Below are 25,500 nucleotides of genomic sequence, written 5' to 3' on the forward strand. Positions count from 1 at the left end.
CGGATCTTGGCGGTAATCGATGGACCTGTCGCGCTTTGATGCCGCTCCTTTGATAGCATTTATTGCAGCAAAGGAGACGAACTATGGGACTGAAACGGACGGACGAATTCGGTGCTGATGCGGTGCGGATCGCGCTGACTAGCGGGCTGACCAGAAAGCAGGTGGCATCTGACTTGGGCGTTGGCCTGTCGACGCTGAACAAATGGGTCACGGGGCATCGCGACATGGATATTGTGTCTGACGAAGATCTGGACCTTGCCCGCGAGAACGAACGGCTTCGTCGTGAGAACCGTATCCTGAAGGCGGAGAGGGATATTCTAAAAAAGGCCACGGCCTTCTTCGCGAGCCAAAAGCCATGAGGTTCCGGTTCATCGAAGAGCATGGCCGCGAATTCCCGACCAACCGCCTTTGCCAGATTTTGGATATCAGCGAACGTGGCCTGCGGGCCTATCGCAGCCGACCAGCCAGCCAAAGACAGCGGGCCGACATGGTTGTCCTGGCCCACATCAAGGAACAATCACGTCTCAGCCTAGGCAGCTATGGCAGGCCGAGAATGACGGAGGAGTTGAAAGAACTTGGTCTGGACGTCGGGCATTGTCGTGTGGGACGTTTGATGCGCGAGAATGGTATCCGTGTCGAACGATCCAAGAAATACAAGGTGACCACCGACAGCAACCACGCCTTTAACATCGCGCCCAACCTGCTGAACCGAGACTTCCATGCCGATCAATCGAACCAGAAATGGGCCGGCGACATCAGCTATGTCTGGACACGCGAAGGATGGCTTTACCTAGCCGTCATTCTGGACCTGCATTCAAGGCGCGTGATTGGCTGGGCCCCCTCTCGTGACATTGCTTTGCAATGCACTGCCGGGGAATGGTGCAGCAACCGGATGAAGCGCGACCTAGCGATCCGGGCGTTGAAGATGGCGGTCGCACTGCGCCAACCGCCTCGGGGCTGCATGTTCCACAGCGACCGCGGGTCGCAATACTGCTCACATGACTACCAGAAGATACTGCGTCAGCACGGGTTCAAGGTATCGATGAACGGCAAAGGCAATTGTTACGACAACTCCGCTGTCGAGACCTTCTTCAAAACCATCAAAGCAGAGCTGATCTGGCGAAGGTCGTGGCAAACGCGCAGAGACGCCGAACTGGCCATCTTCCAATACATCAACGGCTTCTACAATCCACGGCGCCGACACTCAGCACTGGGCTGGAAAAGCCCGGTCGCCTTCGAACGGAAAGTGGCATAAACGAGCACTTGGGGCGGCTCTAAAACGGGACAGGTCCACATCCCTTCTCGAGTTGATGATGGAGATCGGCAAACGGGTGCAAGAGTTCGACCGGCGTATCGACTAGATCTTCCGCGCCAACGAGGCCTTCCAGCGCGCCGGTCGAATGCGGGGTGTCGGCCCCAAGACGGCGACTGCCGTCATCGCCGCAGTGGGTGATGGGCACGACTTCGATAACGGGCGCCACATGGCCGCCTAGCTGGGCTTGGTCCCGCGTCAGCGTTCCAGTGGGGATAGAACGATTCTCATGGGGCTCGGCAAGCGCGGTGACCAGCACCTCCGAACCCTGCTGGTCCATGGCGCTCGTGCGGTCGTGCGAACCGCGGCCGGAAAAACGGACCGGTTCAGTCGATGGGTGAACGAGCTCCGGGAGCGCCGAGGAACGAACCGGGCCATCGTCGCCGTTGCCAATAGAAACGCGCGTATCATCTGGGCACTGCTGGCCAAGAATGAGGAATACCGCCCCGCGACCTGATGCGGGACGGTTCGAGGTGCAGGCGAAAGAGGAAATGAAACGACCGGACGGACCCGGTGCAAGGAAACCCTGGCTTCTATAAAGACCCTTGAGGCCGACCATTTGTTGAGGGCCTTGCTTCGCGGATTACCCATTTGGGCGCGCCACCATCGACCGGCGACGCCGGATAGATGTCAGCACCCGTCACGCTCGATGACTGCCTCGAAACGCTTGCAAAGGGAGAGCCGTACATAGATGTAGACAGTTGCATCGCTGACCCCATGCTTGCGGCACAGATCGGCCTCGGAAATCCCGGTCTCGCGCTCCTTCAAAATGCCAATAATCTGGTCTTCGGTAAATCTGCTGCGCTTCATCTCTGTTCCTTTCAGTTGGGCCAGGGGCTATCCCAAACTGGATTAGCTGCAGGTAGCAACGTCAGCGGCCATCCGGAAATAGATGATCTGCTACAACCACCAGCGACCTCGCTCAGCCCTCGCCGGCAAGCCATCCACGCTGGTCTATTGGAATAGAGAAGATATCAACCAACCCGATCAGCAGGTTGCAACGAGTAGCTCAAATTACGCCAGATCCTGTCCAGCCAATGGGGGTAGCCCGGTGCATGGCCCGCGACTTCGATCAGCACGTCGCTGAGCTCCAGATCAGGATCGAGGTGCTCAACCGCTATACCGTTCTTGCTATTCCCGTCACATAACCTGTAGGATAACTCCCCCCGGGGAAGGAGAAGTCCGCCCTTAAATCCTTTTGTGCAGCAAAGCTCAGAAAAGACGAAATCACGTCGCATTACTCAGTAGCGTTAGAGCGATTTTCTGGGACCCATAGCTGTTCTCCGGCGAAAGCTGATCCTGCAAAAGATAGCTGTGGATGATCTTGTTCAAAACGCCTTTATCTTCTAGGTCGCTGAATGACGAAATACCAAAACGAGCCTCAGCTTTCTCCTGTATCATCTCTAGCTGCTTGTCGATATCAATTTGACTAAAACCATCTGGCAACCCAAGTGCTGTTTCGAATACACTGCGCATAAGTGTACTTCCAAGAACGCTGTACCATTTTGCATTTTCGCTAATGCTGTTCGACGCAAGGCTAGGGACAGATTTTTGAAATTGCAGAGCTGTGCCGATAGACGAATCGACCTCACTTACTGAATTCATGAATTGTTGCCACATGAACTCATTCGTGATGTTTTCGGCAAAGTTATCTCGCTGAAGCGATGTTTTATCTTCAGCGTCGTAGAAGGCAAATGTCTTGGCAATCGACACCATATTCTTGTCCCCGAGAACCGTCGACATTGATCCCGACAGTTCAGGATCTTCGGACAAGATACGTTTCAGTATAGTAGTGCTTCCTGCCCGATCCTCCAAGTCGAAGGCCTTTAGTACGATTGAGGTTAGATCGTGGTCATTTAGGAGATCTTCAACGGATTCGATACTCTTGATATTATCAAGAAAATATTCTCGCATATCTTCGATGTTTGAGGTTACCTGAGCCTCGAAGACCGCAGCATATAACGGATCGTCTTCATATTGAGGTTGCTGCAGGGTTGCTTCGAGTTCTGATCTCATTTTTCCTTCATATGTAGAAAAAATGGCTTCCCCAAATCCTTCCTCTTGTGTCCGATGCTTTGTGACTGGCTCAAAGTCAAACGTCTGAGCGAGGGTGATGTACCGACTATCACCAAGTCTATTGGCTAGCGAGCTGTCGTCGTCGGCGCCTTCCTGGATGATCCGTTGAATAAGATATTTGCTATCAATTTCCTCGGACATTCCAAAAGCGGAGAGCGCCACGCTGAGCAGCCGTCGGTCATTGACAAGCTCTTCGGCTGACGAGATGCTCCCGATCTTCTCCTGAAAATAGTTCGTTTCTCGCGTGATCTCAGCACTGTTATTGAAGGCAGCCTGCTGCGAGGACATCGTTGCTTGAAGCATCTGCCAGCCAACAAGGCCAGAGCCAGCAATTGTGGGTGTGTAACTCATTGCCTTGTCGCGGCGAGAAGCCGATCCTCTCGTGGGATGAGGGCACGAAGTGCCTTGAGACACTGATAGAATTGTTCTTCGAGAAGAGCGTCAGTGGCTGTTGTCAACAGCTTGCGGCTGTCCGGGTCCGTGAGAATGCGGCTCAGTTCCTCGATGTTACGCAGCAACTGAGACTTTGCCACGTCAGCTTCTGCATCCCCCGTGAGAACAAGTTGGGCAGTGTAGCACAGACGGCGAACCGGCGTGCGCGCGTCATCCGGGTGAATCGCATCACGCAGGCGGAGGATGTTCGCGTTTGGCGTCACAATCGACAAACGGCTGCGCCGATCGCCATTTTCGATTACAGCGCCATTGATTAGAACCCGTTCACGCGGGCCCAGCTTGAGAACGAGGCCGCTCATCGCTTCGTTCCTCCGGCGCTGAGGCCGCGCATGATCGCGGCATTCACTTCAAGAAGGGGGGCGAGGCGTGCCTTGCGCGCCAATACCTTTCCGGTGTGAACCTGTGTAAACTCGGCCAGATAGAAAATCTGCGCACGCAATTCCGGGGAGAGCTTGTTCCCGGGGTCCGCCACATCGATGGCGAGCGCCGTCCAGAGCTTCTGGTTGTCATAAAGGGCTTGCACCAGTCTCGGGTACGCGGCCTTGCCAGCTTCGGCAGCGGCTTTGATACGGTGCGTCACGCGTGCGAACAGTTCGTATTCGATGGACCGATCGGTGCGTGTGCTTAGGGCATTTTCTGCGTAGGCGCGTTGCGCCATTGTTTGGGCGTTCACGGCAGAACCTTCTGACTCTGTTTCTATGATTTAACGGATCAGGAGTTTCGGAGGCCGGACTGGCCAGCCTCCGACTGTCTGCGTTAGCGGAACAGAGACAGAAGCTGCTGCGGTGCCTGGTTGGCAATCGACAGCGCCTGAATGCCCAGCTGCTGTTGCACTTGGAGCGCCTGAAGGCGCGCGGAGGCTTCTTCCATGTCAGCATCGACAAGCGTGCCGATACCGGACTTGAGCGAGTCGGTCAGGCTCGAAATGAACGAGCTTTGCGTCTCGATGCGTCCCTGGACGGAACCGAAAGAAGACGCCGAGTCGATCGCGGTCTGCAACAGATCCTCGATATCGTTCAGAGCCGAGTCGACGCCCGCCTGAGTCGTTACGTCGATTTCGCCCAGCTTTTCGAGGCGCCCGCCAATGGTGGTGTCCGCCGTTGCAGCGGTCTGGAACTGTACGCTGATGGCACCTGTACCTTGCGAATCATCCGGGCCGGTGATGTCGATCTGGTTCAGGTTGGTCGCATTCACCGACGCCGAGATACCCGCTGCGAGTGCGGTATCGTTCTCGCTGATGTAGCTGTTGAAAGCATCAACAAGCCCTTGCGCGACGTCCGCTTCGGTATCGCCATCGCGTGCGACGTACACGATTTCCTGATTGCCCGCGGTTGTGGTGGTGTTCATACCGGTGGCGAAGATGCCGGAACCGGCCGTGATTGTGGCGGTGAAGCCGGTGCCGGCGGCAACCGAATCAGTGCCCGTGCCCGCGGTCTGGCCAACGACGGCAACGGTCGTCACGGGAGTTGCGTTGCTGGCCAAGGCAATGGCACCAGTGTTCGCCGCGCCGCTCATAGCGTCGGATCCAGCAGCGGTGTAGCCTGCTGCTGCGACGTTGATCGAACTTGCAGAGGTCCCAAGGTCTTGCTTCGCCACACTGATGTCGCTTGCGGCGACCCCGGAGGAGGAGCGGTCAAGGGACGCCAGCACGTTGATGCTGCCGCTGCCTGCGGTGGTTTCAGTGTTCGAAAGCAGGTTCAGACCGTTGAACTGGGCTGCGCCCACCACCGCACCGATCTGGTCGCGGAGTGCGTCGATGTCGGTCTGGATCTTGCCGCGGTCGACATTCTCTTCCTGGGCGGCGACGATCTTGCCCTTGATGTCAGTCAGAAGCTCAGTCACCGTTTCGGCGGCGGAGCGGGCAACTGACACTGTCGATTGGCCAAGTGCAAGGCTGTCGCTGATGCCTGCAAAGCCTTTGACGTCCGCTTCCATCGTCTTGGCGATGGCCCAGACGGCGGCGTTGTCTTTGGCGCTCGACACGGACTTGCCGGTCGAGATCTCGCCCTGCGTGGTGGCGAGGTCCGAGTTGATGCTTTTGAGGGTCTGCAGCGCCACCATGGCGCCATTGTTCGTCAGGATGCTAGACATGGATATTTCGTCCTTACAGTCATGCGATGCTTTGCACCGCTTTGTGATTTTGCCGGAACCGGCTTCCTGAACGTCTTTCTGACGATGGCAGCCCGGGCGTCTCGCCCGCTGCGTCATCCGCTCTGGATGCAGGCACAACATGCGCCTCGAATCCTAATACCGCCCTAAGACCCGCTGGTCGGTTGCGCTCGATTTGACTCAAATCCTGTCACGCGCGCTTCTCGAAGCTGCCTGTCCCATCACCGCCAATCGACGAGCGATGACCCTTGGCATCATAGACATCGATCGAGCGGCGGACCTGTCGCATGTCGCCCAGCCGGTTTGCGACATTTCTTATCCCCGCGAGAGCCTGATCAAAGAGATCCTGGTTGCGACGCAATTTAAGCTGCACCGGGCGGATCGCTTCGGCCTCGTCGGGCGAGGCGTCATCGAGCTCTGAGATGAGGGTGGCCTTATGTTCAAGAAGCACCCCGATCATATCAAGATCGCCCTGCAGAAGCGCTTTTCGCTCTTCTTCGAGAAGCGCATCGAGCGCTGTGAGAATCGCCTCGTGTGATTTGGCTGGTTCAGTCATGGATTCTGTCCTTCATTGCTTCGAAGATGGATTCAGCGATGCCAATTCCGCCATTTTCGGCCAGTGCGCGCGCGTGTTCCTGCCTGAGAAAGGAACTGAACTGCGCTTCGCCTTCGCCGCCACCAAAGGCGCTTCGCGGCTCACCGAAACGGGCTGCCTTCAGCATTTCGTCAAGGAATGTCGCCTCGAGCGCGACGGTCGCAGCGCGCAACGCTTCGGTGCGCGATTTCGCCTCAGGTCGGGGGGGGGCGGGCATGCCGCTGATGTCCATCTGGTTTCTCCAATTCGACTCAACTGACCCAATCTGACTCGGGTGCGGTAAAGAAGCGGTAAGGATGTTCTGTTTAAGCTCTCGGCAGTGGAAGAACTCCCGGAGCGACCAATGTTGAGTGAACTGTCAGGTCTGTTCGGGCTATTGCAGGCCCCGAAAGACAAGCAATCAGGTGCCGAAGGTGCCTTGGACGAGCTAATTTTCGATGACGTCTACAAAGAGGTCACCCCCGATTCGGAGCTCGAGACAAACGTCGAGAGTGAACCGGCCTCTCCGACAGAAGAACCGGCCGCGACGGCAACGGTCGATTCTGAGGACGCCAAAGATGCCGGGCAGGACGAAGATGGACAATCAACCGACACTTCGGACGAGCTGATCCCGGAAGGCGTTCAAGTCGTCGAAGGCCAGTCCAACGGGGACGCGATTGAAGCCACGCAAGAGCCGCTGGTTGATCACGTCGACGCTATTGAAGTTGAAACGAAGGTCGCAACGAACGGTCCCGTCACTATCAAACCGGACGGCTCGCCTGCTGAAAGGGGGGCACCCAAGCCAGCGATATTCGCCAAGGATACTGACGTTACCTCTACCTCGTCGCAGTCGAAGATGCTCGATGATATGTCAGATCCGGTTGCGACAGTCGTGCAAACAGAACAGTCATCGGCAGAGGTGGCTGAAACACCGACTGCACCCTCGGTCGCGAAGGCCGCTCTCTCCTTGACCGCTTCATCGCTTACTCCAGATGTGACGCGCCAGCCCGAAATCGTTGCGGACCGGCTTGTGATGCGCCAGGCGGAGCAGAAGGCCGACGCGGTGACTCCGCTGTCCTCTACGCAGGTACCTGCCGGTAAAGATGCAGTCCGAAGCAGCAACTTGGGCGGGCGTCATTCCGAAAAGGTGACTCCGGAACCCTCCGGTGCGATGCAGAAAGGCGTCCACGGGCCGGCGAATTCCCTTACGGGCGCCCAAATCCCCGAGCATATTGATGTCGAGGTCTCTGGCGTTGGATCGGCATCGGAAGCATCGGTCAAGGAAGGCGTGATTGCGCAGCATGTCTTTGTCGCATCGCAAGAGCCCTCCTGGGCAGCGAAGACCCGCGAGCCGATCCTGTCAGGGCAAGCATCGCCGATCCCTCGGCCACAGGTTGAAGGTTCGAGCCTTGTGGACACCTTGATCAGCGCCCGGGTGCAGGCGCCGTCGCAGGATGTGCCAAAGGCGATCGAACAGGGCCGTCCGATCTGGCGTAGCGCCTTGGCAATTCAACGCTCTGCTGGTCGCAATCTGGCGTCACCAGCGTATCAGAGCGGCGTATCTGCCCAAGGCGGGATGCCGAATAGAGCTGAGAGTTCGGCGAACGGCACCTCGGCCCATCAGGCGACTTCTACGTCAGGTATGGCGATCACGGCGCATCAAGATGCGGTACAGGGTCGATCTGACGTGAATGCCAAGCCCACAATCGCTGCCAAGGCCGACATTGATGTCAACTCCGGATCATTCGTTGATATCATGTCTTCAGCAGTGACTTCCAATGTACCAACGAACAGCGCTGGCCCCACACTGCGCAGCGCGCTTTTTCCGGACGGGGAAGCGGTCTCTATTGCCGTGCCGCAGGCCGCGCAACGCTCGCCTTCCCTGAGACCGGAGTTCCCCGAAATGGCTCCGAACCGGGACGCGACAGAGACCAGATCTGCAGTCATCGCCGACGGCGATGCGGACCCCGACCAGATCGTCGGTTCACCCCCGGCGGAGCGTCCTGCGCGCTCGAACCCTGATTTTAAACCTGAACCCTTATTGCGCGATACACAGAATACTTCGACCGCAGGATCTGATCGGATGATGCCAATTGACCCGATTCAGGTTTCAACCCTCAAGGGCACTGCACCAACGCAAGCGCAGCCCTCCATTACGTCTCACGCTCCGAGCCCGCGCGCATCAGTCATAGAAGGGCCCGCCGCGACGGGCGCAAACAATATCAGCGAGGTTTTCGAGCCTGGGGCGACTTCCGCAACAGCTTCGAATCAGGCGGTTTCCGCAGCTGCAACGGCGGCGTCTTCTGTCGCATCCATACCCGACAAAGCGGTCGCGACATTCCGCGAGATCCCGGCCAAGGGTCCGGTATTGACAGGCGACACGTCGATCCAGCTTACACGCGCCGCCGCATCACCTGACACTTCGCCGATTGACGTACCGTCCGATTCGGATGAAGCGCCCGCTGCCTCCAATGCACAGACACCGCCGGTGTTTCGAAGCAGTCGCGCGGGGGCTCACTTTGACACGGTAAGTGTCGCGACGGGGAGCCGAGCGTCGATTGATCTGCCCTCTACCTCTCCGGCCGGTGATTCCGCCGTCGGCCAAATGGACCGAAGCGAACTCTCTGATGACAAGGTGTTGCCCGGCGACGCCATCGGCGTGACCTCGGGCGATATACGAAGTGCATCGGCCTCGATGCATGCGGCCTCGCCGCCCTCGGCACGGGCGGAACACACGTCGGCCGTGATGCGCCAGATTGCTGACGCCGCAACGACCGGCACACCAAATAGCGATGGGTCTATCGAACTTCAGCTTCGTCCTGTCGAACTCGGGCACATGCGTTTCAAGATGATGCATGGCGAGCATGGGATGACCATGCATATCTCGGCCGAACGCCCCGAGACGCTCGACATGCTTCGCCGGAACATCGACCAGCTCTCTCGCTACCTTGATGAACTTGGTTACGAGTCGACCAGTTTTACCTTTGGAGACGGTCACACCGGAAGCAATCCTGGCGGAGGCCGCGCGATGCCGGTGACCGCGCAGAATGTGCCGCAACTTACCGACTCACCTGATACTGCCCCCCCGCTCTCGATCGCTTCGGGCGGTCTTGATCTTCGTTTTTAAGGAGTTTCCGATGGATACCGGAACTGTCACATCCGCCACCACTGCCGCGACCGCCACGACCAGCACATCGGCAAGCACCAGCACGCCGGTCGTCAGCTCGGATTTCGAAACCTTTCTGAAGATGCTCACCGCTCAGATGCAGAATCAGGATCCGCTCGATCCGCTCGATTCTGCCGACTATGCGACGCAGCTCGCGACGTTCTCATCGGTGGAACAGCAGGTTCTGACAAACGATCTGCTCTCGGACCTGACTGCCGCTCTGACCGGCGGCACGTTCAAGGAGCTTGGCTCGTGGATCAACCGCGAAGTGTTGTCCGAGGCGCCGGTCTATTTCAATGGCGATGCGATCATCTTGCGACCCGATTATGCGAGCGGCGCGACCAGTGCCAAACTGGTGGTTCGCGATGAAAGCGGTGCCACGGTCGAGACTCTGGCGCTTGACCAATCGGATCCTCTGGTAGGCTGGCAAGGCACCGGCAGCGATGGCAATCAGGTGCCGAGCGGGATCTATTCCTTTGCGATCCAGAGCTATACCGACGGTGTGCTGAAAAGTGAAAGCCCGGCACAGGTCTATAATCCGGTGATCGAGGTGCGGCAGGTCGGTGCATCGGTGAAGCTCACGCTGTCCGATGGCAGCGAGGTGAACGCCGACGACATCACCGCAATACGTTGATGCCTTTGCCAGTCACCCGCTATTCCGCAGTCGCCCCATAACATGGGTGGTGGTGGGCAAAGATCAGATCAAAGACGCCCAGATCAGCACCGGGATCGCGCCAACCGCGACCCCGGCTGCCCCCCAACCAAGACGATGCAGCCACGGGCTGATGGTTTGCGACACCTCATGTTCCGCTTGCCGGACAAGCGCCGCCTCGACCAGACCGGGCAGGCGGGGTCCGAAACGGGCAAGCACGCGGGCGGTCTCGGCCAGATCTTTCAGCGCGGCTCGGGGGCCGATGGATTTCTTGATGTAATCCTCGACAACCGGCTGGGCGACGTTCCAGATGTTCATGCGTGGGTTCAGCGATCGCGAGACACCTTCGACCACCACCATGGTGCGCTGCAGCAGGATCAGTTCGGTACGGGTTTCCATGCCGAACCGTTCGGTGACGTCGAACAGGTAGGACAGCAGCCGGGCCATGGAAATCCGCGTCGCATCCATGCCGAAGATCGGCTCGCCGACCGCGCGCAGCGCACGGGCGAACTCGTCGACATCACGGTCGGCTGGCACATAGCCTGCCTCGAAATGCACCTCGGCAACACGCTTGTAGTCGCGGCGAATGAATCCGTAGAGAATTTCCGCGTAAACCCGGCGGGTGTATTCGTCGATATGCCCCATGATGCCGAAATCATATGCGATGATATCGCCGTTCGGGGCCACCTTCAGGTTGCCTTGGTGCATGTCTGCGTGAAAGAATCCGTCGCGCAGTGCATGATTCAGGAACAACTGCAGGACCCGTTCCGACAACTCTTCGCGATCATGGCCTGCCGCATCGATCGCGTCATTGTCCCCCAGCGGCACGCCTTCGGCCCAGTTCATTGTCAGCACGCGCCGGCTCGACAGGCCCCACACCACCTCGGGCAGCTGAAACCCGGCGTCGCCTTGCGTGTTCGCCGCGTATTCGCTGGAATTTGCGCTTTCAAGCCGCAGATCCAGCTCGCCCATCACCACGCTTTCGAAATGCCGGATCACCTCGCGCGGCCGCAGCCGGCGGGAGGAGGGCGACAGCGTTTCGATCATGTTGGCGGCAAAGTAGAATGCGTCGATATCGGTGCGAAACGCGCGCTCGATCCCCGGGCGCAGCACCTTTACCGCGACGACCTGCCCGTTGTCCGCCCGCCGCGCCTTGTGCACCTGCGCAATCGATGCGGCGGCGACCGGCGGGCTGAATTCCGAGAACAGCTCCTCCACCGGATGGCCGATCTCGGCCGCGATCTGCTCGCGCGCCTCGTCGAGACCAAAGGGCGGCAGTTTGTCCTGTAGTACCCGCAACTGCTGCGCAAGCTCGTCGCCGACCACGTCGGGCCGCGTCGACAGAATCTGCCCGAATTTGATGTAGGCCGGCCCAAGCGCCGTCAGGGCGCGGGTGGCTGGAGGCATCGACACATCGCCCTCGATTCCCAGCCAGCGGAACGGCCAGACCAGCGTCCGGAACGCCACCCGGATCGACGACGGCGCATCGAAGGCATCGAGCACGACGCTCATCGCGCCGGTGCGTTCCAGCGTGGCCCCGGTCCGGATCAGGCGAAGGATGTTGTGCGGGCCGCGCATCTCAGATCTTCCAGCCCGAATGCAGACAGGCGATGCCCATGGAAAGATTGCGATACTTTGCGTTCTCGAAGCCCGCCGCGCGCACCATCGACAGGAAGGTGTCCTGATCCGGGAATTTGCGGATCGATTCCACCAGATATTGATAGCTGTCCGCATCGTTGGCGATCAACTTACCCATCTTCGGGATGATGTTGAACGAATACAGATCGTAGACCTTTTGCATCATGTCATTGGGAATCTGTGAAAATTCCAGAACCATCAGCCGTCCACCGGGCCGCAGCACGCGGTAGGCCTCGTTCAGGGCCTCTTGCGGGCGGGTGACGTTCCGGATGCCGAAAGAGATGGTGTAGACGTCAAAGCTGTTGTCCTTGAACGGCAGCGCCATGGCGTCGCCGACCACCCAGTCGAGCTGATCGGCCATGGCGTCGGCTTCGGCGCGCTGGCGCCCTGCGATCAGCATCGGTTCGGTCAGGTCAAGCACGGTGGCGTGCCCCGACCCGGCCCGCTTGAGAAAGCGGAACGACACATCGCCGGTGCCACCGGCCACATCCAGCAGCTTTGATCCGGGGCGCGGCGCCAGCCAATCCATCATTGCATCCTTCCAGATGCGGTGAATGCCGAACGACATCGCGTCGTTCATCACGTCATATTTCGACGCGACCGAGCCGAACACGCCACGGACGCGACCGGCCTTCTCGGACTCGGGAATATCGGTGAAGCCGAAATGCGTGGTTTTTGGGCTCTGGTCGCTCATGGGTCTTGTCGTCCTTATGCTCTGTCTCCTTATAGAGCGCAGGAAAGCCGCTGCAATGCGGCCCATGGTCAAGGAGACGTCATGCCGGAGCTGCCAGAGGTCGAAACCGTCCGCCGAGGGCTTGCGCCGGTGATGGAAGGGGCGCGGATCGCCAGCGCGCAGGTGAACCGGCCGGACCTGCGCTGGCCCTTCCCCGACCGCATGGCCGACAGGCTGACCGGCGCGCGGATCGAGCGGTTGCGGCGGCGGTCGAAATACATTCTTGCCGATCTCGATACCGGAGAGACTTTGCTGGTGCATCTGGGCATGACCGGGCGGATGCTGGTGTCGGGCGATGCGCTGGGGCGCTTCGTGCACGACCATCCGGTGGCGCAAAAGCATGACCACGTCGTGTTCGACCTGGAGGGCGGCGCGCGCGTCACTTTCAATGACCCGCGCCGCTTTGGGGCGATGGACCTGATGCAGACCGCCAGCGCCGACAGTCACCCCCTGCTGGGCGCGCTGGGGCCCGAGCCGCTGGGCAATGCCTTCAACGAGTCGCATCTGGCCAAGGCGCTTGCGGGGCGTTCGATGCCGGTGAAATCGGCGCTGCTCGACCAGAAAATCGTCGCGGGACTGGGCAATATCTACGTCTGCGAGGCGCTTTACCGGGCAGGCATCGACCCGAGACGTCGCGTCAACGCGATTGCCGCCGCGCGCATCGCCTCGCTGGTGCCGATCATCCGGCAGGTTCTGGAAGAGGCGATCACTGCGGGCGGGTCAAGCCTGCGGGATTTTCGCCAAGCCGATGGCGAACTTGGATATTTTCAGCACAGCTTTGATGTTTACGGGCGCGAGGGCCAACCTTGCCGAACCCCCGGATGCGGCCGCCAGGTGCAGCGCGTGGTGCAATCTGGCCGCTCGTCCTTCTACTGTGGGGCGTGTCAAAGATAACTTGATCAAGAGGCCCAAGCTGGTAAGGCTGCGTTTTGACGCTAACGGACGGGAGCCCGCAGTCATGGCCTACGAGACGATCATCGTCGAAGTCGAGGACCACGTTGCCACGATCACCCTCAATCGACCCGACGCTCTGAACGCTCTGAACAGCCACCTTCTCGCGGAACTTGCGCAGGCGCTGACCGAAGCGGATGCGAACGAGAAAGTGCGCTGCATCATCCTGACCGGCTCGGCCAAGGCCTTTGCCGCCGGGGCGGACATCAAGGAGATGTCGGAAAAGAGCTTTGTCGAGATGTTCCTCGGCGATTTCTTCGAGCCGACGGTGGATGCTGCGGCGAAGGTGCGCAAGCCGATCATTGCCGCGGTTTCGGGCTACGCGCTCGGCGGCGGTTGTGAGCTGGCAATGATGTGCGATTTCATCATCGCGAGCGAAACAGCCAAGTTCGGCCAGCCCGAGATCAACCTTGGGGTCATTGCCGGAATCGGCGGCACGCAGCGCCTGACGCGCTATGTCGGTAAATCCAAATCGATGGATATGCACCTGACGGGGCGCTTCATGGATGCCGAAGAGGCAGAGCGCTCGGGCCTCGTGTCCCGCGTGGTGCCGGTAAAGCAGCTGATGGAAGAGACCCGCAAGGCCGCCGACAAGATCGCCGAGAAATCGCTGATCGCCACGATCGCGGCCAAGCAGGCGGTGAACCGCGCCTATGAGACCACGCTGGCCGAAGGTCTGCTGTTCGAGCGTCGCCTGTTCCACTCGCTGTTCAACACCGAGGATCAGAAGGAAGGCATGGCGGCCTTTCAGGAAAAGCGCACCGCGCAGTTCCGCGACCGCTGATCCGATCGGCCCGCCTCTTGGCGGGCCGATGTCTTTCACGATTGCAGTGCCCCGCGCTTGGCCCGGATCGCGGCTTGTATAGCGCTCCAATCCTCCTGTTCGGCGGTCTTGCCGGCGGCCTCGCATTCGCGCGCACGCCGTGCGGCCTCCACTTCGGCCTGGGCGCCATGGGCGTTGTAAAGCGCAGTCGCGTATTCCGAGATCTTGATTGCGTCCATCTCTGATTCCTCCTCTCAGTGAGAACTGCTCCTGCCGAGGCAGGACCCCGACCATAAATCATATGAGCCGATTCTACGAGCCTTGCAGGTTTCCCCTTTGCATGGCGCGGAGAATGATGTATTGGCGGCGGCTACATGCGCGTGATGCCCGCTCAGGCAAGAATCGGTCCGGCGACAGATGTTCGGGTCTGAGTGCTATTGCGCGACCCCGAATCCATGACGCCCTGGCGGAACAAACCGCCGAGTTGTCGTAACTTACGAAAATAAGGACTGATCATCATGGCAAATACGCCCCAGGCAAAAAAGCGCGCCCGTCAGAACGAAAAGCGTTTCGCCGTCAACAAGGCACGCCGTTCGCGGATCCGCACTTTCCTGCGCAAGGTCGAAGAGGCCATCGCATCGGGTGACAAGGAAGCCGCAACTGCAGCACTGCGCGCCGCCCAGCCCGAGCTGATGCGCGGTGTGACCAAGGGCGTGTTCCACAAGAACACCGCGTCGCGCAAAGTTTCGCGCCTGTCCTCGCGCGTTAAAGCGTTGGGCTGACGCCTTTTCAGGCACCTCCTGAAGGGGGGAAGGCTGGGCTGAAAAGCCACAGCTGCCGAGATTTGATGACCGAAAAGGCGCCACAACATGTGGTGCCTTTTTCGTTTCCGGGCACAATATATTCCTCTTAGAGATTCTTTTGCTGTGGAGTCCGGAGTCAAGATTGAAGATCGGTTGCCGCCGATGAGGCAGGCTTGCTAATTTCACCCAGCGAGTCACATTGCTTGGGGGGACAGGCAAACGGGGCGGCCATTCAAACTGCTTGAGGTCGTTCTGTTAATGTCGGTGGTCTGCTGTAAACCTGCCGAACTGGGCGCAAGCCCTGCCAGTCCGTAATATCATACGCTCGGAGAGCGACCGGATCCGCCCCCACTTGGGATGAGGGGGCTGGCGCGGCTACTTATCCGTTTCAGGATGCGTGTTCATCTTCGCTTGGGCCATCTGGCCCGGGATCGGAGGTGTTTCCCTATTCAAGTGTCTCGTGCGGGTGCCGCGGCTGGAACGCTGCGGATGAAAGAAACGAGATGGGCAAATGGCAGAAAAAGTTTCGGAGCTGGGCAAGATGACGAAAGAGCATTGGGGGGCAATGCAGGACCAGCTGAGCAGCTCGGTCGGAGAGAATAACTACAAGACCTGGATCGCACCGATCGATTTCGAGCGCATCGAGGCGGGTGGCGTTGCGGTGTTTACCGTCCCGACGAATTTCTTCGGGACCTACGTATCGCAGCATTACGGCGATCTGCTTCTGGCGAAGCTGAGCCTGATCGATTCCGAGGTGAGCCGCCTGAAGTTTCAGGTTGCCAATGTCGACGCCCGCCCGCGCCCTGCGGCGCAGGCCGCGCCGGCGCAGGCCCCGGCGCAGGCACAGGTAGCGACGCCTCAGGCCGAATTGCTGCCGAGCGCGCCGCTTGATACCCGCTTTACCTTTGACCGCTTCGTGGTCGGCAAGCCGAACGAGCTGGCCCATGCCGCTGCCAAGCGCGTTGCGGAAGGTGGGCAGGTGACCTTCAACCCGCTGTTCCTGTATGGTGGTGTCGGCCTCGGCAAGACCCACCTGATGCACGCCATCGCCCATGATCTGAAGAACAACCGCCCGGATCTGAACGTGCTGTACCTGTCGGCCGAACAGTTCATGTACCGTTTCGTTCAGGCCCTGCGCGAACGCCGCATGATGGATTTCAAGGAGCTGTTCCGTTCGGTCGACGTTCTGATGGTCGACGATGTGCAGTTCATTGCGGGCAAGGATTCCACTCAGGAGGAATTCTTTCATACCTTCAACGCGCTGGTGGATCAGAACAAGCAGATCATCATCTCGGCCGACCGCGCGCCGGACGAGATCAAGGATCTGGAAAACCGCATCCGCTCGCGGCTTCAGTCCGGCCTTGTGGTCGACCTGCACCCGACCGACTACGAGCTGCGCCTTGGCATTCTGCAATCCAAGGTTATGACCTATCGCGAACAATACCCGTCGCTGCAGATCGACGATGGCATTCTCGAATTTCTCGCGCACCGGATCTCGACCAACGTTCGTGTACTCGAAGGTGCGCTGACCCGTCTGTTCGCCTTTGCCTCGCTGGTCGGCCAGCCGATCACCATGGAGCTGACGCAGGATTGCCTTGCCGACGTGCTGCGCGCCTCGGATCGCAAGATCTCGATCGAGGAAATCCAGCGCAAGGTGGCCGAGCATTACCACATCCGCCTGTCGGATCTGATCGGCCCCAAGCGGGTGCGCAACTTTGCCCGTCCGCGTCAGGTGGCGATGTACCTGTGCAAGCAACTGACCGCCCGCTCGCTGCCTGAAATCGGCCGCCGGTTCGGCGGGCGCGATCACACCACGGTCATGCATGGCGTCAAGCGCATCGAAGAGCTGCGCATCAAGGACAGCCAGATTGCCGACGATATCGAGCTGCTGCGCCGGGCGCTTGAAGCCTGACGCGTGAGTTTTCCTGACAACACAAACGGCTTGGGGCTGCCTTTGGGCAGCCCCGCGCACTTGACGTCCCTGTGAAACAGTCGGATCAATTGCGGAACATTTGCATTGGAGCGACCGTGCGATGGCGCTAACCTGCGCTTCCGGTCAGCTGAAGAGGGTGAGGGCATGAAGGTCAGTATCGAGCGGGCAACGCTGCTAAAGGCGGTGAGCCAGGCGCAATCGGTGGTGGAGCGGCGCAATACGATTCCGATTCTTGCCAATGTGCTGATCGAAGCCGAGGGGAATACCGTGACGTTCCGCGCCACGGATCTGGACATCGAGGTGCTCGACAAGGCGCCCGGCATGGTCGAGCGGGCAGGGGCAACCACGGTGTCGGCGGTGACCCTGCACGAGATCGTGCGCAAACTGCCCGACGGCGCGATGGTCCAGCTGGCCGACGATGGCGCGGCGGGGCGGCTGACGGTGACGGCGGGGAAGTCGAACTTCAACCTTGCGACCCTGCCAAAAGAAGATTTCCCGGTCATGGCCTCGTCGGAATACGCGACGAATTTCAGCGCCAAGGCCGAGGTGCTGCGCCGCCTGTTCGACAAGTCGAAATTCGCCATCTCGACCGAGGAAACCCGCTATTACCTCAACGGCGTCTACATGCATGTGGCCGACGGTGAAGACGGGCAGGTGCTGCGCTGCGTGGCGACCGATGGGCACCGCCTTGCCCGCATCGATGCACCGCTGCCCGGCAATGCCGAGGCGATGCCCGGGGTGATCGTGCCGCGTAAGACGGTGAACGAGATGCGCAAGCTGCTCGACGAAGACGATATGGATATCGCGGTGTCGGTTTCGGAAACCAAGGTGCGTTTCGCGACGCCGAACATCACGCTGACCTCCAAGGTCATCGACGGCACCTTCCCCGACTATTCGCGGGTTATTCCGTCGGGCAACACCCGCCGGCTCGAGGTCGATGCGACCGATTTCGCCAAGGCGGTCGACCGGGTGGCAACGGTGTCGTCGGAACGCTCGCGTGCGGTGAAGCTACAACTGGACGAGGATCGCCTGATCCTGTCGGTCAACGCGCCTGACAGCGGCGCCGCCGAGGAAGAACTGGCCGTCGCCTATGCGGACGAGCCGCTCGAGATCGGTTTCAACGCGAAATACCTGCTCGAGATTGCCAGTCAGGTCGATCGTGAGAACGCAGTGTTCATGTTCAATTCGTCCGGCGATCCGACCCTGATGCGCGAAGGCTCCGATACCAGCGCCGTCTATGTCGTCATGCCGATGCGAGTTTGAGCCGGACCCGCTTGTTCTGCCAGTTCAGCACGACCTGCAAGGCCGCGTTTGCCGACCCATGCGCCCCTGACGGCGCGGCGTCTTGCCCCGCCGTCATGCGCTGTCTGCGCCAGATACGGGCATGAGCCTGCATCTTACCACGCTCGCCCTGTCGCATTTCCGCTCGTATCAGCGGGCAGAGCTGCGCGTCGATGCGCGCCCGGTGGCGATCTGGGGGCCGAACGGTGCAGGAAAGACCAATCTGATCGAGGCGATTTCGCTGCTGTCTCCGGGGCGCGGCATGCGGCGAGCCTCGGCGCAGGACATGACGCGCCGACCCGAGGCGCTGGGGTGGAAGGTGTCCGCCTTGCTGCAGGGGCAGGCTGGTCCGCGCGAAGTGATGATCCGCTCCGAAGCGGGCGCCGCGCGGGTGACAGAGATCGACGGCAAGCCCGCGCCGCAAGTGGCGCTGGGGCGGGTGGCGCGGATGTTGTGGCTGATCCCCTCGATGGACCGGCTGTGGATCGAGGCCCCCGAGGGGCGGCGACGGTTTCTCGACAGGATGACGCTGTCGTTCTTTCCCGACCATGCCGAGGCCAGCCTGACCTATGAAAAGGCCATGCGCGAACGCAACCGCTTGCTCAAGGAACAGGTGCGCGACGCCCATTGGTACGCGGCGCTGGAACGACAGATGGCGCAAAGCGGCGCCGCAATTCAGGACGCGCGTCAGGCGTCTCTCGACCGTCTGGCGCAGGCGCAACAGGGGGCCGAAACGCAGTTTCCTGCCGCCGATCTGGAGCTGATATCGACCGAGGCCGACATTCCCGGCTCGCAGCAGGATCTGCGCGAGGCGCTGGCCGAGGGGCGCTTTCGCGACATGGCGGCGGGTCGCACGCTGGTTGGGCCGCATCGCGCCGACCTCTACGGTGTGTTCGCCGCCAAGGGCGTGCCCGCGTCGGACTGTTCGACCGGCGAGCAGAAGGCCCTACTGATCTCGCTGATCCTTGCCAATGCCCGCGCGCTGGCGGCGGAGGGTGAGCCGCCAATCCTGCTGCTGGACGAGGTGGCGGCGCATCTTGATGCGCAGCGGCGTGCGGCGCTGTACGATGAGATCTGCGCCCTTGGCGCGCAGGCTTGGATGACCGGAACGGGGCCGGAACTTTTCACCGAACTCGGGCCACGGGCGCAACAGCTGAAGGTTCGCGACGAGCAGGGACAATCCTTCGTTGAAAAGACGGCGGACTGACCCAAATCTGGTGTCATACGCGTGACAAACACGCGTCTTCCCCCTATAAAATGCGCAAACAAGACAAGAGGATGGCTACATGGCCGAGCCCGCAGGCGCTCCGCAGGAATATGGCGCGGATTCCATCAAGGTTCTCAAGGGCCTGGAGGCCGTACGCAAACGCCCCGGCATGTATATCGGGGATACGGACGACGGCTCTGGCCTGCATCACATGGTCTACGAAGTCGTCGATAATGGCATCGACGAGGCGCTGGCCGGGCACGCGGATTTCGTTCGCGTCAAAATCCATGCCGACAGTTCGGTTTCGGTACGCGACAATGGTCGCGGCATCCCGGTCGATATGCATCAGGAAGAAGGCGTCTCGGCGGCCGAGGTCATCATGACCCAGCTGCACGCGGGCGGCAAATTCGACCAGAATTCCTACAAGGTGTCGGGCGGTCTGCACGGCGTCGGCGTTTCGGTGGTGAACGCGCTGTCGGTCTGGCTCGAACTGCGCATCTGGCGCAACGGCAAGGAATATTACGCCAAGTTCAGCCATGGCGACACGGTTGAGCATCTGCGCGAGGTCGGCGACGCCCCCGGCGAGAGCGGTACCGAAGTGCGCTTTCTTGCCTCGACCGAGACGTTCAGCAACCTCGAATTCAGCTTCGAGACGCTGGAAAAGCGGCTGCGCGAGCTGGCGTTCCTGAATTCCGGCGTGCGCATCATCATCGAAGACGAGCGCCCCGCCACCCCGATCCAGACCGAGCTGCACTATGATGGCGGCGTCAAGGAATTCGTAAAATACCTCGACCGTTCGAAGCAATCCGCGATGGAAGAGCCGATCTACATGACTGGCGAACGCGACGGCATCGGCGTCGAGATCGCGATGTGGTGGAACGACAGCTATCATGAAAATGTGCTGCCCTTCACCAACAACATCCCGCAGCGCGATGGCGGCACCCATATGGCGGGGTTTCGCGGCGCGCTGACCCGCTCGCTGACCAAATACGCCGCCGAGAAGGGCATCTCGAAAAAGGAAAAGGTCGCCTTTACCGGCGATGATGCGCGCGAAGGTCTGACCTGCGTGCTGTCGGTCAAGGTTCCCGATCCGAAATTCTCCAGCCAGACCAAGGACAAGCTGGTGTCCTCCGAGGTACGCCCGGCGGTCGAGAACCTGATGAACGAAAAGATGGCCGAGTGGCTCGAAGAGCATCCCGGCGAGGCCAAGGTCATCGTCAGCAAGATCGTCGAAGCCGCCCATGCCCGCGAAGCCGCCCGCAAGGCACGCGAACTGACGCGGCGCAAGAACCCGATGGACGTGAACTTCCTTGCCGGAAAGCTCAAGGATTGTTCCGAGAAGGATCCGTCGAAAACCGAACTGTTCATCGTCGAGGGTGACTCTGCCGGTGGCTCCGCCCAGACCGGGCGCGATCGCGGGACGCAGGCGATCTTGCCGCTCAAGGGCAAGATCCTCAACGTCGAACGCGCGCGGTTCGACCGGATGCTTGGCAGCCAGGAAATCGGCAACCTCGTGATGGCGCTTGGTACCGGGATCGGCCGCGATGAATTCAACATCGACAAGCTGCGCTATCACAAGATCATCCTGATGACCGACGCCGACGTCGACGGCGCGCATATCAGGACCCTGCTGCTGACTTTCTTCTACCGGCAGATGCCGCAGCTGATCGAGGGCGGCTATCTTTATATTGCCCAGCCGCCGCTGTTCAAAGTGGCGCGCGGCAAGTCAGAGGTCTATGTCAAGGATCAGGCGGCGCTCGACGATTACCTTGTGAATCAGGGCATTGACGGGGCGCAGCTGCGTCTTGGCACCGGCGAGGCGATCGCGTCGCAGGATCTCAAGCGTGTGATCGACGAGGCGCGGCAGCTCAAGCGCGTGCTTGATGCCTTCCCGACCCATTATCCGCGTCATATTCTGGAACAGGCGGCGATTGCCGGGGCCTTCACGCCGGGCGCGGTCGATGCCAATCTGCAAGGCGTGGCCGACAAGGTAGCGGCGCGGCTCGACATGGTGGCGCTGGAATATGAAAAGGGCTGGAATGGCCGCATCACTCAGGATCGCGGCATCCGTCTTGCGCGGATTCTGCGCGGCGTCGAAGAGGTGCGCACGCTCGACGGTTCGATGCTGCGTTCGGGCGAGGCGCGCAAAACCGGCAGCTTCACCCAAGCGCTTCAGGCGGTGTACAACACCCCTGCCAGTTTCGAGCGCAAGGACCGGCGCGAGGCGGTCTACGGCCCGCTCGGCCTGCTCAAGACCATTCTGGACGAGGGCGAAAAGGGCCTGTCGCTACAGCGCTACAAGGGTCTGGGCGAGATGAATCCGGGGCAGCTCTGGGAAACCACGCTCGATCCGGACGCGCGCACGCTGCTTCAGGTTCGCATTGACGACATGGCCGAGGCGGACAACATCTTTACCAAGCTGATGGGGGATGTCGTCGAGCCGCGCCGTGAGTTCATCCAACAAAACGCGCTGAGCGTTGAAAACCTCGACTTCTGATTGTTTTCAAAGAAGCCAAAATTCTTGACGGCGCGCAGGATCCTGTGCGCCGCGAGGCTGCAAGAATAGATATTTTTGTATATTTGCTAGATGGCTAGATTAAGCTGTGCGGTGGTCCGTTACGATCCCTGTAGCCATCATATCTACGCCCAAACTTTCACACTCAACTCTTGGCGCGGTGGTATCTGCCCTTGCAACAACTGGCGCGGAGGCGCAGCCTGTTGTTTCTAACCAGGCCATCCGTGGCGCGCATTCTACGCATTGGTAAAATGCCGCGCTGGCGGGAACTGTCCTGCCATTCGGAGCGTTGGACACATGACAACCGAATTTTCCGGAGGACTTCGAAATGGCGAATGCACAAACCACCCCGGTGACCGAGACCGCTCCCGGCAAGCAAAGCGACATTGATGCGCTCAAGGATCAGATCTCGACCTTGCGCGGAGATCTCAAGGCGCTGACCGAACTGATGGGTGATGTTGGCAAGTCGCGCGGCACCGATGCCAAACTGAAAGCCGAAGCGAAAGTGCACGAGCTGCGCGGTCGCGGCGAAGACGCGCTGCATGAGGCAGGTCGCAAGCTTAGCGAGCTTGAGGCCGAGACCGCTGGTCACATCCGCACCTCGCCGTTTCAGGCTGTCGGTATCGCGGCGGCGGTCGGCTTCCTGATCGGCTACATCGGCCGGAAGTAACAGGCGCAATGATCTACGCGATACAGGCGCGCCTGAATTATACCGTCCGGCGCGTCATAGGCAGCGTTCTGGGCGGGTTTCTTATGGCCATCGGCGCAGGTTTCCTGACTGTTGCCGGGTGGATTTATCTCGTCGATGCCTATGGCGCATTGACCGCCGCTTTGGGTCTTGGCGGCGGCTTCATCCTTCTCGGTCTGATCGTCATGCTGTATTTCCGCCGCAGACGCGCCTATGTGCCACCTCCAACCGCCGGCCTTGGTGCGCTTATCGAGGCGTTTATTGCCGGTCGGGCTGCTGGCGCGTCGATGCGCCCGCGCAGCGACGACGAGGATTGAGGCGGAGATTTTTCCGTAACCGGAATGCATCGCCGCTAGGCGCATTCCAACCAACGCGATTGCGAGGCCGCGTCATCTGTGGCACAACCGTCTTCAGCGAATACTGAACGGAAGAGTTTAGCGGATGACCGACTTCGCAACGCGCCGCCGAGTGATGGTGGATACGCAGGTCCGACCCTCGGACGTTACAAAGTTCCCGATCATTGATGCGATGTTGCGCATCCCGCGCGAGGCGTTCGTGCCCGCGTCAGAGGCCGAGGCAGCTTATGCCGGCCGCAATCTTCACCTGTCGAAGGATCGTGTCGTGCTGGAAGCGCGCACTCTGGCCAAGATGCTGGATGCGCTGAACCTCGACGATGATGATCTGGTGCTCGATATCGGCACGGGCTTTGGTTATTCCTCTGCGGTCATCGCGCGCATCGCCGAAGCGGTGGTTGCGGTCGAGGATGACGAGAGCTTTGCCGCCGAGGCGCAGGCCCTGCTGGGCGAACATGCCGACAATGTCCTGCTGCACACCGGCCCTCTGGCCGAAGGCGCGGCGGCGCATGGCCCCTATGATGCGATCATCGTTCAAGGCGGTGTCGCCGTTCTTCCCGATACATTGCTGGCGCAGCTCAAGGATGGCGGGCGGATCGCCTGCATCTTTATGGATGGCGCGCTTGGCACGGTTCGGATCGGCTGGAAAATAGACGGTGCGATCAGCTGGCGCTTTGCGTTCAACGCTGCGGCGCCGGTGCTGAAAGGTTTTGAAAAGAAGGCGGAATTCGCGCTTTGACTCATGCGGGCCGCCGATACTGACTGATTAGTCGCGGCAACAGCGGCAAAAGGCAAGCAATACAGGGGCAAGGGATCGGACCATGGCACGCAAGATCATCGGAATCATGGCGGGGGTCTGCCTTGCGGCGCTGGTGCCTGTGCAGGCCGGCGCCGAGACGCTCGCAAGCGCCCTGTCCAGCGCCTATATCACCAGCGGATTGCTCGACCAGAATCGCGCCGTTCTGCGCGCGGCTGACGAAGACGTGGCGCAGGCGTTGGCGGCGCTGCGTCCGGTGTTGAGCTGGCAGGGCGAATTCCAGCGCAGCTATGGCGACACCAACAGCGAAAGCTCCACCACTGGCAAGTATGTCTGGAGTGATCTCGCATCGACCAGCGCCAGCCTGAGCCTTGTGGCGACTCAGGTGCTTTATCAAGGCGGTGCGTTGAATCTGCGGCGGGCTGCCGCCAGGGAATCGGTGCTGGCGACACGGGCGGGGCTGATCAGCGTTGAGCAGCAGGTCCTGCTGAACGGCGTTTCCGCTTTCATGGAAGTCCGACGCGCCGAGGAAACGGTCGAACTCAGTCGCAACAACGTCCGGGTGCTGGGCGAAGAGGTGCGCGCTGCCAATGACCGCTTCGAGGTTGGTGAGGTGACACGTACCGATGTCGCCGCCGCCGAGGCACAGCTGGCCGCGGCGCGCAGCAACCTGACCGCTGCCGAGGGGCAGCTGGCCGTGAACCGCGAGGTCTATAAGTCCGTGGTCGGTCATTATCCGGACCGGCTGGAGCAGCCCAAGGGGCTGCCGCGCCTTCCCGGTTCGGTCGACACCGCCAAGACGATGGCGCTGCGCAACCATCCCGATATCGTTCAACTGCGCCACACTGTGGCGACCAGCGATCTGTCCGTGCAAATCGCCGAGGCATCCAAATCGCCCAAGTTCACGCTGCAGGGCAGCTACGGGCGGACCGAGACTTGGGAAAGTCCCGCAGCGACCTACGGCGGCTCAGTGACGCTTGGCATGTCCGGGCCGATCTACCAAGGGGGGGCAATCGCGTCGCAGGTCCGTCAGGCCATGGCGAATCGCGATGCGTCGCGTGCGCAGCTCTACACTGCCGGGCGCAATGTCGAGCAAAGCGTCGGCAGCGCCTATGCGCAATTGCGCATCGCGCAGGCGTCGCAGATTTCTGCCCGTGAACAGGTGCGCGCCGCTCAGGTCGCCTTTGATGGCATCCGCGAAGAGGCGACGCTGGGCGCCCGCACCACGCTCGACGTGCTCGACGCCGAGCAGACCTTGCTAGATGCGCGGGCGTCGCTGATCTCGTCTCAGGTGGATGAAACCATCGCCGCCTATGCGGTGCTCTCGTCGATCGGGCAGCTGACATCGGATGCGTTGGGGCTGGCTGTGCCGAAATATGACCCCGAAGCCTATTACAAGGCGGTCAAATCGGCTCCGATCAGCTCGAAGCAGGGCAGTGACCTTGATCGCGTCCTGCGTGCACTGGGAAAAAACTAGCTTTCTCTGCATCTGTTGTCTGATCCCCCGGCTCGGGGTACGCTGTTCGTGTGGCAAAT

General features: G+C 60.4%; 23 protein-coding genes and 3 pseudogenes. 16 read left to right on the top strand and 10 right to left on the bottom strand.

The features are described from left to right. Window positions 1–83 precede the first annotated feature (83 nt). Both KO516_RS01755 and KO516_RS01765 read left to right on the top strand, forming a co-directional pair. A protein-coding gene (locus tag KO516_RS01755) for an IS3 family transposase (protein WP_216002094.1) occupies window positions 84–1,255 on the top strand; the annotation gives its coding sequence in 2 pieces (ribosomal slippage) (window positions 84–327 and window positions 327–1,255; 1,173 coding nt in all). A 148-nt stretch (window positions 1,256–1,403) separates the two neighbouring features. Further along, a pseudogene (locus KO516_RS01765) lies at window positions 1,404–1,769 on the top strand (transposase); the annotation flags it as partial. A gap of 236 nt (window positions 1,770–2,005) precedes the next feature. Here KO516_RS01765 and KO516_RS01770 read toward each other — a convergent pair. After that, window positions 2,006–2,122 (bottom strand): annotated as a pseudogene (locus KO516_RS01770) (transposase); the annotation flags it as partial. A gap of 239 nt (window positions 2,123–2,361) precedes the next feature. Between KO516_RS01770 and KO516_RS24000 the strand changes: the two are divergent. Then, a pseudogene (locus KO516_RS24000) lies at window positions 2,362–2,460 on the top strand (IS5/IS1182 family transposase); the annotation flags it as partial. 79 nt (window positions 2,461–2,539) lie between these two features. Here the strand turns inward: KO516_RS24000 and KO516_RS01775 are convergent. The 6 genes from KO516_RS01775 to KO516_RS01800 form a co-directional block, all read right to left on the bottom strand. After that, entirely contained in the window at window positions 2,540–3,739 is a 1,200-nt protein-coding gene (locus KO516_RS01775; protein ID WP_216002097.1) for a DUF1217 domain-containing protein, read from the bottom strand. Continuing rightward, window positions 3,736–4,140, bottom strand: a complete 405-nt coding sequence (gene flbT / locus KO516_RS01780; RefSeq protein ID WP_216002098.1) for a flagellar biosynthesis repressor FlbT — start codon at window positions 4,138–4,140, stop codon at window positions 3,736–3,738. Before flbT ends, KO516_RS01775 begins: the two co-directional genes overlap by 4 nt. After that, window positions 4,137–4,514, bottom strand: coding sequence for a flagellar biosynthesis regulator FlaF (flaF, locus tag KO516_RS01785; protein ID WP_216002099.1), 378 nt, complete (start codon window positions 4,512–4,514; stop codon window positions 4,137–4,139). The genes flbT and flaF overlap by 4 nt, the downstream gene beginning before the upstream one ends. Before the next feature lie 83 nt (window positions 4,515–4,597). Continuing rightward, entirely contained in the window at window positions 4,598–5,932 is a 1,335-nt protein-coding gene (locus tag KO516_RS01790; protein ID WP_216002100.1) for a flagellin, read from the bottom strand. 208 nt (window positions 5,933–6,140) lie between these two features. Then, on the bottom strand, window positions 6,141–6,506 hold the full coding sequence (locus KO516_RS01795) for a flagellar protein FlgN (RefSeq protein ID WP_216002101.1): 366 nt from the start codon (window positions 6,504–6,506) through the stop codon (window positions 6,141–6,143). After that, window positions 6,499–6,777 carry a rod-binding protein gene (locus tag KO516_RS01800; protein ID WP_216002102.1) on the bottom strand — a complete coding sequence of 93 codons (279 nt, stop codon included), beginning with the start codon at window positions 6,775–6,777 and terminating at the stop codon, window positions 6,499–6,501. Before KO516_RS01800 ends, KO516_RS01795 begins: the two co-directional genes overlap by 8 nt. Window positions 6,778–6,888: 111 nt before the next feature. On the opposite strand from KO516_RS01800, the gene KO516_RS01805 reads away from it, so the two are divergent. Continuing rightward, on the top strand, window positions 6,889–9,651 hold the full coding sequence (locus KO516_RS01805) for a flagellar hook-length control protein FliK (protein ID WP_216002103.1): 2,763 nt from the start codon (window positions 6,889–6,891) through the stop codon (window positions 9,649–9,651). 10 nt (window positions 9,652–9,661) lie between these two features. Next, window positions 9,662–10,324, top strand: coding sequence for a flagellar hook capping FlgD N-terminal domain-containing protein (locus tag KO516_RS01810; protein ID WP_216002104.1), 663 nt, complete (start codon window positions 9,662–9,664; stop codon window positions 10,322–10,324). A 63-nt stretch (window positions 10,325–10,387) separates the two neighbouring features. Here KO516_RS01810 and ubiB read toward each other — a convergent pair whose 3' ends face one another. Both ubiB and ubiE read right to left on the bottom strand, forming a co-directional pair. Further along, window positions 10,388–11,920, bottom strand: coding sequence for a 2-polyprenylphenol 6-hydroxylase (gene ubiB, locus KO516_RS01815; RefSeq protein WP_216002105.1), 1,533 nt, complete (start codon window positions 11,918–11,920; stop codon window positions 10,388–10,390). A gap of 1 nt (window position 11,921) precedes the next feature. Continuing rightward, window positions 11,922–12,674 (bottom strand): bifunctional demethylmenaquinone methyltransferase/2-methoxy-6-polyprenyl-1,4-benzoquinol methylase UbiE, encoded by a 753-nt coding sequence (gene ubiE / locus KO516_RS01820; RefSeq protein WP_216002106.1) that lies wholly within the window; start codon window positions 12,672–12,674, stop codon window positions 11,922–11,924. Between the two features lie 81 nt (window positions 12,675–12,755). Between ubiE and mutM the strand changes: the two genes are divergently transcribed. Together mutM and KO516_RS01830 are read left to right on the top strand one after the other, a co-directional pair. Then, entirely contained in the window at window positions 12,756–13,607 is an 852-nt protein-coding gene (gene mutM / locus KO516_RS01825; RefSeq protein ID WP_216002107.1) for a bifunctional DNA-formamidopyrimidine glycosylase/DNA-(apurinic or apyrimidinic site) lyase, read from the top strand. Between the two features lie 64 nt (window positions 13,608–13,671). Further along, the gene (locus tag KO516_RS01830; RefSeq protein WP_216002108.1) at window positions 13,672–14,448 is read left to right on the top strand and encodes an enoyl-CoA hydratase; all 777 of its coding nucleotides are present in this window, start codon (window positions 13,672–13,674) and stop codon (window positions 14,446–14,448) included. 35 nt (window positions 14,449–14,483) lie between these two features. On the opposite strand, the gene KO516_RS01835 is transcribed toward KO516_RS01830, so the two are convergent. Continuing rightward, window positions 14,484–14,666, bottom strand: coding sequence for a hypothetical protein (locus KO516_RS01835; RefSeq protein WP_216002109.1), 183 nt, complete (start codon window positions 14,664–14,666; stop codon window positions 14,484–14,486). 279 nt (window positions 14,667–14,945) lie between these two features. Here KO516_RS01835 and rpsT point away from each other — a divergent pair, with 279 nt between their 5' ends. From rpsT to KO516_RS01880, 9 genes are all read left to right on the top strand, one after another. After that, the gene (rpsT, locus tag KO516_RS01840; RefSeq protein WP_216002110.1) at window positions 14,946–15,209 is read left to right on the top strand and encodes a 30S ribosomal protein S20; all 264 of its coding nucleotides are present in this window, start codon (window positions 14,946–14,948) and stop codon (window positions 15,207–15,209) included. A 562-nt stretch (window positions 15,210–15,771) separates the two neighbouring features. Continuing rightward, on the top strand, window positions 15,772–17,142 hold the full coding sequence (gene dnaA / locus KO516_RS01845; RefSeq protein WP_216002162.1) for a chromosomal replication initiator protein DnaA: 1,371 nt from the start codon (window positions 15,772–15,774) through the stop codon (window positions 17,140–17,142). A gap of 165 nt (window positions 17,143–17,307) precedes the next feature. Beyond that, window positions 17,308–18,426 carry a DNA polymerase III subunit beta gene (gene dnaN, locus KO516_RS01850; RefSeq protein WP_216002111.1) on the top strand — a complete coding sequence of 373 codons (1,119 nt, stop codon included), beginning with the start codon at window positions 17,308–17,310 and terminating at the stop codon, window positions 18,424–18,426. A 121-nt stretch (window positions 18,427–18,547) separates the two neighbouring features. After that, window positions 18,548–19,651: a DNA replication/repair protein RecF gene (gene recF / locus KO516_RS01855; protein ID WP_216002112.1), complete on the top strand. Its 1,104-nt coding sequence runs from the start codon at window positions 18,548–18,550 to the stop codon at window positions 19,649–19,651. Window positions 19,652–19,730: 79 nt separating this feature from the next. Further along, window positions 19,731–22,148 carry a DNA topoisomerase (ATP-hydrolyzing) subunit B gene (gyrB, locus tag KO516_RS01860; protein WP_216002113.1) on the top strand — a complete coding sequence of 806 codons (2,418 nt, stop codon included), beginning with the start codon at window positions 19,731–19,733 and terminating at the stop codon, window positions 22,146–22,148. Window positions 22,149–22,494: 346 nt separating this feature from the next. Continuing rightward, on the top strand, window positions 22,495–22,836 hold the full coding sequence (locus KO516_RS01865; RefSeq protein ID WP_216002114.1) for a YqjD family protein: 342 nt from the start codon (window positions 22,495–22,497) through the stop codon (window positions 22,834–22,836). Between the two features lie 8 nt (window positions 22,837–22,844). After that, window positions 22,845–23,171, top strand: a complete 327-nt coding sequence (locus tag KO516_RS01870) for a hypothetical protein (protein WP_216002115.1) — start codon at window positions 22,845–22,847, stop codon at window positions 23,169–23,171. A gap of 124 nt (window positions 23,172–23,295) precedes the next feature. Next, window positions 23,296–23,946, top strand: coding sequence for a protein-L-isoaspartate O-methyltransferase (locus tag KO516_RS01875; protein ID WP_216002116.1), 651 nt, complete (start codon window positions 23,296–23,298; stop codon window positions 23,944–23,946). A gap of 82 nt (window positions 23,947–24,028) precedes the next feature. After that, window positions 24,029–25,441 (top strand): TolC family outer membrane protein, encoded by a 1,413-nt coding sequence (locus KO516_RS01880; RefSeq protein WP_216002117.1) that lies wholly within the window; start codon window positions 24,029–24,031, stop codon window positions 25,439–25,441. Window positions 25,442–25,500: the final 59 nt, after the last annotated feature.

This window comes from Citreicella sp. C3M06 (assembly GCF_018860705.1).
GTDB lineage: Bacteria > Pseudomonadota > Alphaproteobacteria > Rhodobacterales > Rhodobacteraceae > Salipiger.

Excerpts from the sequence above, each read along its gene's own strand:
- KO516_RS01810 (WP_216002104.1), top strand. The coding sequence starts at position 9,662 with ATGGATACCGGAACTGTCACATCCGCCACCACTGCCGCGACCGCCACG.
- dnaN (WP_216002111.1), top strand. The coding sequence starts at position 17,308 with ATGAAGGTCAGTATCGAGCGGGCAACGCTGCTAAAGGCGGTGAGCCAG.
- dnaA (WP_216002162.1), top strand. The coding sequence starts at position 15,772 with ATGACGAAAGAGCATTGGGGGGCAATGCAGGACCAGCTGAGCAGCTCG.
- ubiE (WP_216002106.1), bottom strand. The coding sequence starts at position 12,674 with ATGAGCGACCAGAGCCCAAAAACCACGCATTTCGGCTTCACCGATATT.
- KO516_RS01800 (WP_216002102.1), bottom strand. The coding sequence starts at position 6,777 with ATGGACATCAGCGGCATGCCCGCCCCCCCCCGACCTGAGGCGAAATCG.
- KO516_RS01830 (WP_216002108.1), top strand. The coding sequence starts at position 13,672 with ATGGCCTACGAGACGATCATCGTCGAAGTCGAGGACCACGTTGCCACG.
- KO516_RS01805 (WP_216002103.1), top strand. The coding sequence starts at position 6,889 with ATGTTGAGTGAACTGTCAGGTCTGTTCGGGCTATTGCAGGCCCCGAAA.
- recF (WP_216002112.1), top strand. The coding sequence starts at position 18,548 with ATGAGCCTGCATCTTACCACGCTCGCCCTGTCGCATTTCCGCTCGTAT.
- rpsT (WP_216002110.1), top strand. The coding sequence starts at position 14,946 with ATGGCAAATACGCCCCAGGCAAAAAAGCGCGCCCGTCAGAACGAAAAG.
- mutM (WP_216002107.1), top strand. The coding sequence starts at position 12,756 with ATGCCGGAGCTGCCAGAGGTCGAAACCGTCCGCCGAGGGCTTGCGCCG.
- KO516_RS01880 (WP_216002117.1), top strand. The coding sequence starts at position 24,029 with ATGGCACGCAAGATCATCGGAATCATGGCGGGGGTCTGCCTTGCGGCG.
- KO516_RS01865 (WP_216002114.1), top strand. The coding sequence starts at position 22,495 with ATGGCGAATGCACAAACCACCCCGGTGACCGAGACCGCTCCCGGCAAG.
- KO516_RS01795 (WP_216002101.1), bottom strand. The coding sequence starts at position 6,506 with ATGACTGAACCAGCCAAATCACACGAGGCGATTCTCACAGCGCTCGAT.
- KO516_RS01835 (WP_216002109.1), bottom strand. The coding sequence starts at position 14,666 with ATGGACGCAATCAAGATCTCGGAATACGCGACTGCGCTTTACAACGCC.
- KO516_RS01775 (WP_216002097.1), bottom strand. The coding sequence starts at position 3,739 with ATGAGTTACACACCCACAATTGCTGGCTCTGGCCTTGTTGGCTGGCAG.
- ubiB (WP_216002105.1), bottom strand. The coding sequence starts at position 11,920 with ATGCGCGGCCCGCACAACATCCTTCGCCTGATCCGGACCGGGGCCACG.
- KO516_RS01790 (WP_216002100.1), bottom strand. The coding sequence starts at position 5,932 with ATGTCTAGCATCCTGACGAACAATGGCGCCATGGTGGCGCTGCAGACC.
- KO516_RS01870 (WP_216002115.1), top strand. The coding sequence starts at position 22,845 with ATGATCTACGCGATACAGGCGCGCCTGAATTATACCGTCCGGCGCGTC.
- KO516_RS01875 (WP_216002116.1), top strand. The coding sequence starts at position 23,296 with ATGACCGACTTCGCAACGCGCCGCCGAGTGATGGTGGATACGCAGGTC.
- gyrB (WP_216002113.1), top strand. The coding sequence starts at position 19,731 with ATGGCCGAGCCCGCAGGCGCTCCGCAGGAATATGGCGCGGATTCCATC.
- flbT (WP_216002098.1), bottom strand. The coding sequence starts at position 4,140 with ATGAGCGGCCTCGTTCTCAAGCTGGGCCCGCGTGAACGGGTTCTAATC.